We start from the raw sequence: 13,082 nt of genomic DNA, 5'->3' as shown, positions 1-13,082 counted from the left end.
ATGGCGCGGCAGACGCCAAGGCTTACTTGCGCGCTGCAGCCCCCACCACGCCAAGAATCGCCTCTGCCGCCGCGCTCGCGCCGTCCTCCTCCGCCATTGCCGCCGCTACCGCCGCCGCTCGCGTGGCGAAGGTCGGTTCTTCCAGCAGCCGCTCGATCAACGCCGCGCCGCCCTTCGCAAACCGCCCCGGCAGCGTCGTCAGGCCCACGCCAAGCCGCGTGATCCGCGCGCCATGGTCATATTGGTCGCCCATGAAGGGGACGATGAGCTGCGGCCGGCCCGAACGCAGCGCCTGGCCGGTGGTGCCGACGCCGCCATGGTGCACGATCGCGGCGGCGTGGGGGAAGAGCAGCGAATGCGGGGCATAGCGGCTGACGAGCAGGTCCGCGCCCTCGATGCCCAGCGGCTCGCCGGTCAGCAGGATCGCGCGCAAGCCCAGCGCGCGGGCGGCTTCGGCGGCGCGGCGGTACAGGTTCTGCTCGGCATAGGGCACGAACGAGCCCAGCGACACGACCAGCGGCGGCGGGCCGGCGGCGAGGAAGGCGGCGATGTCGGGCGGCAGCACCGGGGCGGCGCCATCGTCGCTGTCGAACCATGGGAAGCCGGTCAGCCGTGCCGGGGCGGGCGCGTCGGCGGGGAGCGGCGCGAGGGCGGGGGAATAGAGGCCGAGCGACAACGCGGGCGCGGTGCCGGCCTCCAGCAGCGGCGTGCGGCGCGTGGCGGCAAGCCCCTGTGCCGCCCGGACGGCGTTGATCGCGGGCGCATAGCGGCGCCGCAGCTCCGCCGCCATCAGCCGCGCCACGGCCCTGTTCCACCCGCGTCCGATGCTTCCGAGCGGCGGGCGCGCGAACAGGCGAAAATTGGGGCCGGTGCCGGGGTCTTCGGGCGAGAGCCACGCCATCGGCTGGAGCACGGCGGACACGAAGGGGATGCGCGCCCGCTCCGCCGCGATCGGCGCCGCGAGCGCGAACAGCGAGCCGACCATCGCCTGCGATCCTGCCGCGATGCGGGCGAGGCGATCGGCGCTGTCGGTCAGCGGGGGCAGCAAAAGCCGCCGGACCAGGAAATCCTGATCGCGCAGTACGCGGCGCACCACTTCGGCGTCGTCCAACCCGGTGTCGCGCGCGAGATCGGCGAAGCTGCCCAGCATCGCCTCTGCCTCCAGCCCGGCATTGCGGCACTTGTCGACATGATCGAGCGGCACCGCCATCACCGGCGCCGCCCCCCGCGCCGCCAGCGCGCGCCCGATCGCGATGAACGGGTGGAGGTCGCCCAGCGAGCCGACCGTGGCGATGGTGATCCGTGGGCTGTGCATTGCGGTCCCCGTCTCGCCCGGCGCAGGCGTGCCGCAGGCAGGGGAAGCTATCCAAATAGCCGCGCGGCGGGAAGGGGGCGTGCGTTGGGTGCGCGTCCATTATTGGCGATTGCTTCGATGCCGTAACGAACATAGCCTTGGGCCAAGAATCGCTTGGGGAGGGGGCTTTGCTGGTTGTGCGTGCTACGCTTGCGTGTGCCGGGATGGGGCTGGCGGCGTCTTTTGCCGCTGCACAGGAAGCGCCGCGCGTGGAGACGGGCGCTCCCCCGGCACAGACGGTAGAGATATCGCGCCTGGCGGCCGGCACTGCGGTCGAGTTCGCTTTCGTGGACGCGCTCAGTTCAAAGACAAGCAAGATCGATGACTGGTTTGCCGTCCGGCTGACCAAGCCGGTGTCGATTGGCGATACGCTGGTCCTTCCCGTCGGTACGCCGGGCAAGGGGCAGGTGGTCCACGCCGCCAAGGCCGGGGGCGGCGGCAAGGCGGGCGAGCTTATCGTCACGGTCCGGTATCTCGACGTGGCCGGGCAGCGCGTTCCGCTCCGGCGCTTTCGGATGGGCAGCCTGGACATCGGCGCGGATCGCCGGGACGAGGCGCTGGGCGTCGGGCTGGTCGTGCCGTTCGGCGGCTTCCTGGTCCGGGGCGGGGAAAAGACGATCGCGGCGGGCGCGTTGGGCAATGCGATCGTCGCCGGCGCCGCGCCGGCGCCATCTACGCAATCACCGGCGGAGGGGCCGGAAAACAGGGGGAACGTCCAATGAAAACCAAGATGATGATCCTGGCGGCAGCCATGCTGGCATGTGTGCCGGTAGCCGCGACAGCGCAGGAGGCGGCAGCGCCGGCGGACGTCGTCCTCACCACCAAGAGCGGCGCGATCGGCGCCCCGCCGGAGGGCATGGCGCAGGTCGTGTTCTGGCGCCCCGGTTCGCTGATGGGCATGGCGCTGGGCTGCACCGTGCGCGAAGGCGAAGGCGCGGCCGAAGTCGAAGTGGCGCGGCTGGGCGCCGGGAAATACTGGGTTCACCTCGCCACGCCGGGCAAGCACCAATATTACACCACCGGGGAGGCGACCGACCGGCTGAACATGGAGCTGGAGGCAGGCGAAACCTATTTCGTGCGCTGCGCGATCGGCGCGGGCATCATGTCGGGACGGGCGCAGGTCTCGCCCTCGGACCGGGCGACCTTTGTCGGGCGCGCGAAGAAGATGAAGCTGTGGGACAAGAAGGACGCGAAGGACTGACGGGAGGCGGCGCGCGGCTCAGGCCGCCGCCGCCAGCAGCGCCGCGAGCGCCCGGTTCATCGGGGTAGCGATTTCGTGGCGCTCGCCCAGGCGGACGATGACGCCGTTGCGGGCGTCCAGCTCCATCGGGCGGGCGGCGACGCGGTCGGCGTGGAGCGAGTTGACCGATTGCGGGTCCGCCGCGCGCATCTGGGCGACGACGTGGTCGGCCACGCTGTCGGGCATGTCGGCGCCCTCCGCGCGGCCCACCGCGCAGCATTCGCGCACCAGCGCGCGGATCACCTGCGCGATACCCGCGTCGTTCGCGACTTCGGCGGGGCGCAGCGTGAGGGCGTTGACGATGCCGGCGCAGTTGATCGCGAGCTTGCGCCACGCCGCTGTTGTGAAATCGGCGGTGGTCGAAACCGCGATCGGGGTATCGACGAACAGTGCGGCAAAGCCGTCGCCCGCGACGCCTGCGGGGACCAGGATGGTGCCATTGCGCCGCTGAAGGATGCGGCCCGGCGCCGTGCGCTCGGCGGGGATGTCGACGATGGCGGGCAAAACATGCGCGTCGGGCACAAGGCCCCGAAACCGCTCGCGATGCTCGACGCCGTTCTGGAGCACTGCGAGCTGCGTCGTCGGGCCCATCAGTCCGGGCAGCCAGGCCGCTGCGCCGGTGGCGTCATAGGTCTTGGTCGCGGCCAGCACCCAGTCGACGCGCCGCGCATCGGCGGGATCGGTCAGCACGCGCGGGGCGGCGCGGATCGTGCCTTCGGGGCTGTCGATTTCCAGGTTGTCCAGCGGCGAGCGAACGCACAGCGTCACCGCGTGCGCTTGCGCCAGCCACGCCGCCACGGTCCCGCCGATCGCCCCGGCCCCGATCACTGCGATGCGTGTCACCTCGCTCACCGGGGCCCCAGATAGTCCAGCTTCGCCAGCGGCACGCCCAGATGGCGCAGGATCGCGTAGGCGGTGGTGACGTGGAAATAGAAGTTCGGCAGCGCGAAAATCTGGAGATAGCCGAGGGCAGTGTATTGGTAGCTGCCTGACCCGGTCTTTAGTTCGACCTGTGCGTCCTCGCGGCCCTGCATCGCTTCGGGCGTCAGCGTGTCGAGAAAGGCGAGCGTGGTGGCGATGCGCGCGGCCAGCTCGGCGAAGCTGGTCTCGACATCGGGCATGGACGGCGGGGTGATCCCGGCCAGCCGCGCGCCTGCGAACTTGGCGGAGTCGGTCGCCATCTGCACCTGCGCGAGCAGGGGGCGCATGTCGTCGGCCAGCCTTGCCTGGAGGACCTGCTCGGGGGCGATGCCCTGTTCCTCGGCATAGGCGCGGCCCTTTTCGAGGATCGCGGCAAGCTGGGTAAGGCCCCGGCGCAGCGGCGGGACGGCGAGTTCGTAGAGTTCGGTGGCCATGCGCGCGGGTGTACACCGGGGCGGGGCGGATGACGACGGTTTTGCTGGAGGGAGGGGGGCTTCGGCGAGATCGGGGCGAACCACGGGAGGGCGCTTCGACCCCCAAAAGGAAAAGCCGCCGTCCGGGTTTCCGGGCGGCGGCTTTCCTGTTTTCAGCGCGGGTGCGGCTGAACCGGGGAGGGTTACTCCTGGTTCAGGTAATCGCCCGCGTCGGCATCGGTGCCGTGGCCCGAGGGAACCACTGCTGCCAGCGCGTCGTCGCCGGTGCCGCCGGCGTCGCGGGCGCTGCGCGCCAGCTCTGCCTTGTGCTCCTCCGCTGCCGAATTCGGCGCGATCAGCGAGGCTGCATCGACCCGGCGCTGGGCAACCCGCAGGGCTGCGTCGCGCGAGGAAGCGGCAACCCGCAGACGGTTCATGCCCGCGCCGGTGCCGGCGGGGATGAGACGGCCCACGATCACGTTCTCCTTCAGGCCCATCAGCGTGTCCTGCTTGCCCTGGACCGCCGCCTCGGTGAGGACGCGGGTGGTCTCCTGGAACGACGCCGCCGAGATGAAGCTGCGGGTCTGCAGCGACGCCTTGGTGATGCCGAGCAGGATCGGCTTGCCCACTGCGGGGGCCTGGCCGGGCTGGAGCTTGGCGTTCTGCTCGTCCATCTCGTCGCGGTCGAGCTGTTCGCCCGCGAGCAGGGTGGTGTCGCCGCCGTCGGTGATCTCGACCTTTTGCAGCATCTGGCGAACGATCACCTCGATGTGCTTGTCGTTGATCTTCACGCCCTGGAGTCGATAGACTTCCTGGATTTCCGACACGAGATATTCTGCCAGCGGCTCGATGCCGAGCACTTCCAGAATGTCGTGCGGATCGGGCGAGCCGCCGATCAGGTTGTCGCCACGCTTGACGTAGTCGCCTTCCTGGACGTCGATCACCTTCGACTTCGGAACCAGATACTCCACGACCTCGCCGCCATCGTCCGGCATGATGCCGATCTTGCGCTTGGCCTTGTAGTCCTTGCCGAACACGACGCGGCCCGAGACCTTCGCGATGATCGCGTTTTCCTTGGGCTTGCGGGCTTCGAACAGCTCGGCGACGCGCGGCAGACCGCCGGTGATGTCGCGGGTCTTGGCGGACTCGCGGCTCACACGGGCCAGAACGTCACCGGCCTGGACCTGTGCGCCGTCCTCGACCGAGAGCACCGCACCCGGCGCCAGCATGTAGCGGCCGGTTTCGCCCGAGGCTTCGTCGAGCAGGGTCAGGCGCGGACGCAGATCCTCCTTCTTGGCCGAAGCGCCGCGGTTTTCCACGATCACACGCTGGGCGATGCCGGTCGCTTCGTCGACCTGCTCGCTCATCGTCTTGCCGTCGATCACCTCGACATACTTCACCATGCCCGGGTTTTCCGTGATCACCGGCATGGTGAACGGATCCCATTCGGCCATCCGGTCGCCCTGGCTGACGATGTGCCCGTCGTCGAACAGCACATAGGCGCCGTACGGGATGCGGTGCACCGCCAGTTCGCGGCCGTCCATGTCGACGATCGCCAGTTCGCCCGAACGGCTGAGCACCACGCGCCGACCACGCTGGTCGATGATGATGCGCAGGTCACGATATTCGATCGTGCCGTCCGAGGTCGCTTCCAGGTTCGACTGCTCGTTGAGCTGTGCCGCGCCGCCGATGTGGAAGGTACGCATCGTCAGCTGCGTGCCCGGCTCACCGATCGACTGTGCCGCGATGACGCCCACCGCTTCGCCGATGTTCACCGGCGTACCGCGTGCGAGGTCACGACCATAGCATTTGCCGCACACGCCGATCTTGGCTTCGCAGACCAGCGGCGAGCGGATCTTCATCCCCTGGATGCCCATGCCTTCGATCGTGGCGACCATCGGCTCGTCGAGCAGCGTACCCGTGGGGATGACGATCGCGTTGGTCTTGGGATCGACCACATCCTCGGCCGTGGTGCGGCCCAGGATGCGCTCGCCCAGCGACGCGATGGTCGAACCGCCCTGCACGATCGCCCGCATTTCCAGCGCGCGTTCGGTGCCGCAATCCAGCTCCATGATGACGCAGTCCTGCGACACGTCGACCAGACGGCGGGTCAGGTACCCCGAGTTCGCCGTCTTGAGCGCCGTATCCGCCAGGCCCTTACGCGCGCCGTGGGTGGAGTTGAAGTACTCAAGGACGGTCAGGCCTTCCTTGAAGTTCGAGATGATCGGCGTTTCGATGATCTCGCCCGAAGGCTTGGCCATCAGGCCGCGCATACCGGCGAGCTGCTTGATCTGTGCCTGCGAACCACGCGCGCCCGAATGGGCCATCATGTAGATCGAGTTGATCGGCATCTCGCGGCCCTTGTTGGGGCCGTCCTGGTAATATTTTACCGCCTTGATCTCGTCCATCATGGCGCCCGCCACCTGGTCGCCGCAACGGCTCCAGGCGTCGATCACCTTGTTGTACTTCTCCTGCTGCGTGATCAGGCCGTCCTGATACTGCTGCTCGTAATCCTTCACGAGCGCCTTGGTCTCGTCGACCATCGCGACCTTGGCGTCCGGGATGATCATGTCGTCCTTGCCGAACGAGATGCCGGCGCGGAACGCGTGACGGAAGCCCAGCGCCATGATCGCGTCGGCGAACAGCACGGTCTCCTTCTGGCCGGTGTGACGATAGACCTCGTCGATCACGTCGCCCACGTCCTTCTTGGTGAGCAGGCGATTGACGGTGTCGAACGGCACCTTGTGGCTGTGCGGCAGGCATTCGCCCAGCAGCATGCGGCCCGGCGTCGTCTCATACCGCTTGAGGTAGGTGTTGCCTGCCTCATCGGTCTGCGGAACGCGGCTGATGATCTTGCTGTGCAGCGTCACGGCACCGGCGTGGAGCGCCTGGTGCACTTCGGCCATGTCGCCGAGCAGCATCCCCTGGCCCGGCTCGTTCTCCTTCATCATCGACAGATAATAGAGACCGAGGACCATGTCCTGCGACGGCACGATGATCGGCTTGCCGTTGGCGGGGGACAGGATGTTGTTGGTCGACATCATCAGGACGCGCGCTTCCAGCTGGGCCTCGAGGCTCAGGGGGACGTGCACGGCCATCTGGTCGCCGTCGAAGTCGGCGTTGAACGCCGAGCAGACCAGCGGGTGAAGCTGGATCGCCTTGCCTTCGATCAGCACCGGCTCGAACGCCTGGATGCCCAGACGGTGGAGCGTCGGTGCGCGGTTCAGCATCACCGGGTGCTCGCGGATCACTTCGTCCAGGATGTCCCAGACTTCCTTGCGCTCCTTCTCGACCCACTTCTTCGCCTGCTTCAGGGTCATGGACAGACCCTTGGCGTCGAGACGGGCGTAGATGAACGGCTTGAACAGCTCGAGCGCCATCTTCTTCGGCAGGCCGCACTGGTGCAGCTTGAGCTCCGGGCCGGTCACGATGACCGAACGGCCCGAATAATCGACGCGCTTGCCGAGCAGGTTCTGACGGAAGCGGCCCTGCTTGCCCTTGAGCATGTCGGACAGCGACTTGAGCGGACGCTTGTTGGCGCCCGTGATGGTGCGGCCGCGGCGGCCATTGTCGAACAGCGCGTCGACGGCTTCCTGCAACATGCGCTTTTCGTTGCGGACGATGATGTCCGGCGCGCGCAGTTCCATCAGGCGCTTGAGGCGGTTGTTACGGTTGATCACGCGGCGGTACAGATCGTTCAAGTCCGACGTCGCGAAGCGGCCGCCGTCGAGCGGCACCAGCGGGCGCAGCTCGGGCGGGATGACCGGAACGACGTCCAGGATCATCCACTCGGGCTTGTTGCCCGAATCGATGAACGATTCGACGACCTTCAGGCGCTTGATGATCTTCTTGGGCTTCAGCTCGGACTTGGTCACGGCCAGCTCTTCGAGCAGGTCGCGGCGTTCGCCTTCGAGGTCGAGGTCCATCAGCATCTGCTTGACGGCTTCCGCGCCGATGCCGGCCGAGAAGGCGTCTTCGCCATACTCGTCCTGCGCGTCGAGCAGCTCGTCCTCGGTCAGCAGCTGGTACTTCTCAAGCGGGGTCAGGCCCGGCTCGATCACGATATAGCTCTCGAAGTACAGCACGCGCTCGAGCTGCTTGAGCTGCATGTCGAGCAGCAGGCCGATGCGCGACGGCAGCGACTTGAGGAACCAGATGTGCGCAACCGGGGCGGCCAGTTCGATATGGCCCATGCGCTCGCGGCGGACCTTCGACACGGTCACTTCCACGCCGCACTTTTCGCAGACGATGCCCTTGTACTTCATGCGCTTGTACTTGCCGCACAGGCACTCGTAATCCTTGATCGGACCGAAGATGCGCGCGCAGAACAGGCCGTCACGCTCGGGCTTGAACGTGCGATAGTTGATGGTCTCGGGCTTCTTGATCTCGCCGAACGACCACGAGCGGATACGGTCCGGGGACGCGATGCCGATCTGGATCTGGTCGAAGGTTTCCGGCTTGGCGACCGGGTTCGCGAAATTGGTCAGTTCGTTCATTTTTCAACTCCATCCCCCTCCCGCGTGCGGGAGGGGTTAGGGGTGGGCGCCCGCCATCCGCGGGCCGTGTCGCTTGTGGAGGGCGGGTGCCCACCCCCCGACCCCCTCCCGCAAGCGGGAGGGGGAGTAGAGCGCCTTACTCCGCCGCGATCTGGACGCCGTCGGTGTCGTAGCCGGGTTCGTCCTGCTTCAACTCGACGTTCAGGCCCAGCGAGCGCATTTCCTTGACGAGAACGTTGAAGCTCTCCGGGATGCCGGCCTCGAACGTATCGTCGCCCTTGACGATCGCCTCGTAGACCTTGGTGCGGCCGACCACGTCGTCCGACTTCACCGTCAGCATTTCCTGGAGCGTGTACGCCGCGCCATAGGCCTGCAGCGCCCACACTTCCATTTCTCCGAAGCGCTGGCCGCCGAACTGCGCCTTACCGCCCAGCGGCTGCTGGGTGACGAGGCTGTACGGCCCGATCGAACGCGCGTGGATCTTGTCGTCCACAAGGTGGTGCAGCTTGAGCATGTAGATGATGCCCACGGTGACCTTGCGATCGAACGCGTCGCCGGTGCGACCGTCATACAGCGTCGACTGGCCCGACGTATCGAGGCCCGCCAGCGTCAGCATGTCGGACACGTCCGCTTCGCGTGCGCCGTCGAACACCGGGGTGCCCATTGGAATGCCCGTGCGGGTGTTGTTCGCCAGCTCGATGATCTGGCCCGCATCGCGTGCTTCGATCTCGTCGATATAGTGACCGCCGTAGATCTCCTTGAGGCGATCCTTGACCGCATCGGGCATCGCGCCGGGCTGTGCGTCCGGGTTCGCTTCGCGCCAATCCTCCAGCATCGACGACACCTGCATGCCCAGGTTGCGGGCAGCCCAGCCGAGGTGCGTTTCGAAGATCTGCCCGACGTTCATGCGCGAAGGCACGCCCAGCGGGTTGAGCACGAGGTCCACGGGCGTCCCATCGGCGAGGAACGGCATGTCCTCCGCCGGCAGGATGCGCGAGATGACGCCCTTGTTGCCGTGACGGCCGGCCATCTTGTCGCCCGGCTGCAGCTTGCGCTTCACCGCGACGAAGACCTTGACCATCTTGAGCACGCCCGGCGGCAGCTCGTCGCCACGCTCCAGCTTCTCGCGGCGATCCTCGAACTTCTCCTTGATGCGCTTCACGGCCTCGTCATACTGGCCCTTCACCGCTTCGAGGTTCGACTGCATCGCGTCGTCCTGAACGGCGAACTTCCACCATTCGTGACGATCCACGCTGTCGAGCAGCTCGGCGTCGATCGTCGAGCCCTTGCGGATGCCCTTGGGCGCCGCAGTGGCGACCTGATCCAGCAGCATCTCGCGCAGACGCGACCAGGTCGCGCGGTTGAGGATGTTGCGCTCGTCGTCCGAGTCCTTCTTCAGGCGCTCGATCTCTTCGCGCTCGATCGCCATCGCGCGCTCGTCCTTGTCGATGCCGTGGCGATTGAAGACGCGCACGTCCACGATCGTACCGGCAACGCCCGGCGGCAGGCGCAGCGACGTGTCGCGCACGTCGGACGCCTTTTCACCGAAGATCGCGCGCAGCAGCTTCTCTTCCGGCGTCATCGGCGATTCGCCCTTGGGGGTGATCTTGCCCACCAGGATGTCGCCCGGCTCCACTTCGGCGCCGATGTACACGATGCCCGCTTCGTCGAGGTTGCGCAGTGCTTCCTCGCCGACGTTCGGGATGTCGCGCGTGATATCCTCGGGCCCGAGCTTCGTATCGCGGGCCATCACTTCGAACTCGTCGATATGGATCGACGTGAACACGTCGTCCTTCACGATCCGCTCGGAGATCAGGATCGAGTCCTCGTAGTTGTAGCCGTTCCAGGGCATGAACGCGACGAGCGCGTTGCGGCCCAGCGCCAGCTCGCCGAACTCGGTCGAGGGGCCGTCGGCGATGATGTCGCCGGCGTTCACGACTTCGCCCACCTTCACCAGCGGACGCTGGTTGATGCAGGTCGACTGGTTCGAGCGCTGGAACTTCATCAGCGTGTAGATGTCGACGCCGCTGGCGGTCGCTTCCACATCGCCCGATGCGCGGATGACGATACGAGTCGCGTCGACCTGGTCGACGATGCCCGCACGGCGTGCGGCGATTGCTGCACCCGAGTCACGCGCCACGGTTTCTTCCATGCCGGTGCCGACGAAAGGCGCTTCCGCCTTCACCAGCGGCACGGCCTGACGCTGCATGTTCGAGCCCATCAGTGCGCGGTTGGCGTCATCGTTTTCCAGGAACGGAATGAGCGATGCGGCGACCGAAACCAGCTGCTTGGGGCTGACGTCCATCAGCGTGATCTGCTCGGGCAGCGCCATCAGGAATTCGCCGGCCTGACGCGAGGACACGAGATCCTCGGTGAAGCGGTTTTCGCTATCCAGCTCGGCCGATGCCTGCGCGATCGTGTGCTTGGCCTCTTCCATCGCCGACAGATAGACGACGTCGTCGGTGACCTTGCCGTCCACGATCTTGCGGTACGGCGTCTCGATGAAGCCATACTTGTTGACGCGGCTGAACGACGCCAGCGAGTTGATCAGACCGATGTTCGGGCCTTCCGGCGTTTCGATCGGGCAGATGCGGCCATAATGGGTCGGGTGAACGTCGCGGACTTCGAAGCCTGCGCGCTCACGCGTCAGACCGCCCGGCCCGAGGGCCGAAACGCGACGCTTGTGCGTCACTTCGGACAGCGGGTTGGTCTGATCCATGAACTGCGACAGCTGCGACGAGCCGAAGAATTCGCGCACCGCGGCAACCGCCGGCTTGGCGTTGATGAGGTCGTTCGGCATGACCGTGGACACGTCGACCGACGACATGCGCTCCTTCACGGCGCGCTCCATGCGGAGCAGGCCGACGCGGTACTGGTTCTCGAGCAGCTCGCCCACCGAACGGACGCGACGGTTGCCGAGGTTGTCGATGTCGTCGACTTCGCCCTTGCCGTCCTTGAGGTTCACGAGCGTCTTGACGACTTCGAGAATGTCCTCGGTGCGCAGCGTGGTCACCGTGTCCTCGACGTCGAGGTCGAGGCGCATGTTGAGCTTCACGCGACCCACGGCCGACAGGTCGTAGCGCTCGGGATCGAAGAACAGGCCGGCGAACAGCGATTCCGCCGTCTCCAGCGTCGGCGGCTCGCCAGGGCGCATCACGCGATAGATGTCGGACAGCGCCTGCTCGCGCTCTTCGGCCTTGTCGACCTTGAGCGTGTTGCGGATCCACGGACCCGTGGCGATGTGATCGATGTCGAGCAGTTCGAGACGGTCGATGCCCGCCTGGTCCAGCCGCTCGAGATTCTCGCCCGAAACTTCGTCACCGGCTTCGATATAGATCTCGCCGGTCGACTCGTTGATGAGATCGAACGCGCTGTAGCGGCCGTAGATTTCCTCGGTCGGGATCAGCAGCGTGGCGAGGCCGTCCTTGGCCGCCTTGTTCGCGGCGCGCGGGCTGATCTTCTGCCCGGCGGGGAACACGACTTCGCCCGATGCCGCGTCGACGATGTCGAACATCGGCTTCTGGCCGCGCCAGTTTTCCGCCTGGAAGGGGATCTGCCAGCCGTTCGGGCCGCGGACATAGGTCACGCGGTTGTAGAAATAGTTGAGGATGTCTTCGCTGTTCAGGCCCAGGGCGTACAGCAGCGTCGTCACCGGCAGCTTGCGCTTACGGTCGATACGGACGTTGACGATGTCCTTGGCGTCGAACTCGAAGTCCAGCCACGAGCCGCGATACGGGATCACGCGCGCGGCGAACAGGTACTTGCCCGAAGCGTGGGTCTTGCCACGGTCATGGTCGAACAGCACGCCCGGCGAACGGTGCATCTGCGACACGATCACGCGTTCGGTGCCGTTGATGAAGAAGGTGCCGTTCTCGGTCATGAGCGGCATGTCGCCCATGTACACGTCCTGCTCCTTGATATCGAGCACCGACCGGGCTTCCGTATCGGGATCGACCTCGAACACGATCAGGCGAAGGGTAACGCGCATCGGCGCCGCATAGGTGATGCCGCGCTGACGGCATTCCTCGACGTCGAACTTGGGGTTTTCCAGCTCGTAGTTGACGAAGTCCAGCTCGGCGGTGCCGGCGAAGTCGCGGATCGGGAACACCGACCGCAGCGTCTTTTCCAGGCCCGACACATAGCCGATCGAGGGATCGCTGCGCAGGAACTGCTCATAGGATTCGCGCTGAACCTCGATCAGGTTCGGCATCTGCACCACTTCGTGGATGTCGCCGAACACCTTGCGGATGCGACGCTTGAGCGTCCCGCCCGAGCCTGCGCGCGATGTCGCGCTTCCCTCGATTGCCTTGGTAGCCATGGGTGTAATGTGCCTCGTCAGCCGTAAATTCGGTGCCCCTTGTCCGGGGCCGGGACGTGCAAAAGGACGCGAAAAGGCCGCACGACACCCGAGGGTTTCGGCAGCTTTCAGCGTCCTGTCAGAGCCACAGCGCCCAATTCGCCCGATGCACTGCGCGACGGCGCATCATTTCCCGGAGGCTGTGGTGGAGGCGCGGATATAGGGCGGATGTAGGAAAGTGTCAAACCCGCTGGGCGAACGCGACAATCGGGCAACACTCGTGCAGTTTATGCAATCGTAGCATTTCTGTCGTTGCGGTGCAGCAATGGTTTCACAATTGCGCGTCAGGGGCCTGCGGGAA

Annotated in this window: 7 protein-coding genes; 2 read left to right on the top strand and 5 right to left on the bottom strand. The window is 66.4% G+C overall.

Going from position 1 to position 13,082, the window contains the following annotated elements; genetic code table 11:
- Positions 1-22: 22 nt before the first annotated feature.
- Positions 23-1,315 (bottom strand): nucleotide disphospho-sugar-binding domain-containing protein, encoded by a 1,293-nt coding sequence (locus ACG3SL_RS11565; protein ID WP_448661277.1) that lies wholly within the window; start codon positions 1,313-1,315, stop codon positions 23-25.
- A 167-nt stretch (positions 1,316-1,482) separates the two neighbouring features.
- Here ACG3SL_RS11565 and ACG3SL_RS11560 point away from each other — a divergent pair, with 167 nt between their 5' ends.
- Positions 1,483-2,076: a hypothetical protein gene (locus ACG3SL_RS11560; protein ID WP_448661276.1), complete on the top strand. Its 594-nt coding sequence runs from the start codon at positions 1,483-1,485 to the stop codon at positions 2,074-2,076.
- Entirely contained in the window at positions 2,073-2,555 is a 483-nt protein-coding gene (locus ACG3SL_RS11555; protein ID WP_448661275.1) for a hypothetical protein, read from the top strand. The genes ACG3SL_RS11560 and ACG3SL_RS11555 overlap by 4 nt, the downstream gene beginning before the upstream one ends.
- 18 nt (positions 2,556-2,573) lie before the next feature.
- Here the strand turns inward: ACG3SL_RS11555 and ACG3SL_RS11550 are convergent, their stop codons facing one another.
- The 4 genes from ACG3SL_RS11550 to rpoB all read right to left on the bottom strand — a co-directional run bounded on the left by ACG3SL_RS11550 (position 2,574) and on the right by rpoB (position 12,742).
- Complete coding sequence (locus ACG3SL_RS11550) at positions 2,574-3,446, bottom strand: 2-dehydropantoate 2-reductase (RefSeq protein ID WP_448661274.1); 873 nt, start codon at positions 3,444-3,446, stop codon at positions 2,574-2,576.
- A complete protein-coding gene (locus ACG3SL_RS11545) occupies positions 3,443-3,949 on the bottom strand; it encodes a DUF1993 domain-containing protein (RefSeq protein WP_448661272.1) in 507 nt (168 codons plus the stop codon). The genes ACG3SL_RS11550 and ACG3SL_RS11545 overlap by 4 nt, the downstream gene beginning before the upstream one ends.
- A gap of 182 nt (positions 3,950-4,131) precedes the next feature.
- On the bottom strand, positions 4,132-8,424 hold the full coding sequence (gene rpoC, locus ACG3SL_RS11540) for a DNA-directed RNA polymerase subunit beta' (protein ID WP_448661270.1): 4,293 nt from the start codon (positions 8,422-8,424) through the stop codon (positions 4,132-4,134).
- A 136-nt stretch (positions 8,425-8,560) separates the two neighbouring features.
- Positions 8,561-12,742 carry a DNA-directed RNA polymerase subunit beta gene (gene rpoB, locus ACG3SL_RS11535; protein ID WP_448661268.1) on the bottom strand — a complete coding sequence of 1,394 codons (4,182 nt, stop codon included), beginning with the start codon at positions 12,740-12,742 and terminating at the stop codon, positions 8,561-8,563.
- Between the last annotated feature and the right edge of the window lie 340 nt (positions 12,743-13,082).

Source organism: Sphingomonas degradans (genome assembly GCF_053502645.1).
The sequence above is the reverse complement of the archived record's forward strand: the minus strand, read 5'-3'. Positions and strand labels throughout refer to the sequence as shown.

Bases quoted from the DNA above. Each gene is read 5' to 3' on its own strand.
- ACG3SL_RS11565 (WP_448661277.1), bottom strand. From the start codon at position 1,315: ATGCACAGCCCACGGATCACCATCGCCACGGTCGGCTCGCTGGGCGAC.
- rpoC (WP_448661270.1), bottom strand. From the start codon at position 8,424: ATGAACGAACTGACCAATTTCGCGAACCCGGTCGCCAAGCCGGAAACC.
- ACG3SL_RS11545 (WP_448661272.1), bottom strand. From the start codon at position 3,949: ATGGCCACCGAACTCTACGAACTCGCCGTCCCGCCGCTGCGCCGGGGC.
- rpoB (WP_448661268.1), bottom strand. From the start codon at position 12,742: ATGGCTACCAAGGCAATCGAGGGAAGCGCGACATCGCGCGCAGGCTCG.
- ACG3SL_RS11555 (WP_448661275.1), top strand. From the start codon at position 2,073: ATGAAAACCAAGATGATGATCCTGGCGGCAGCCATGCTGGCATGTGTG.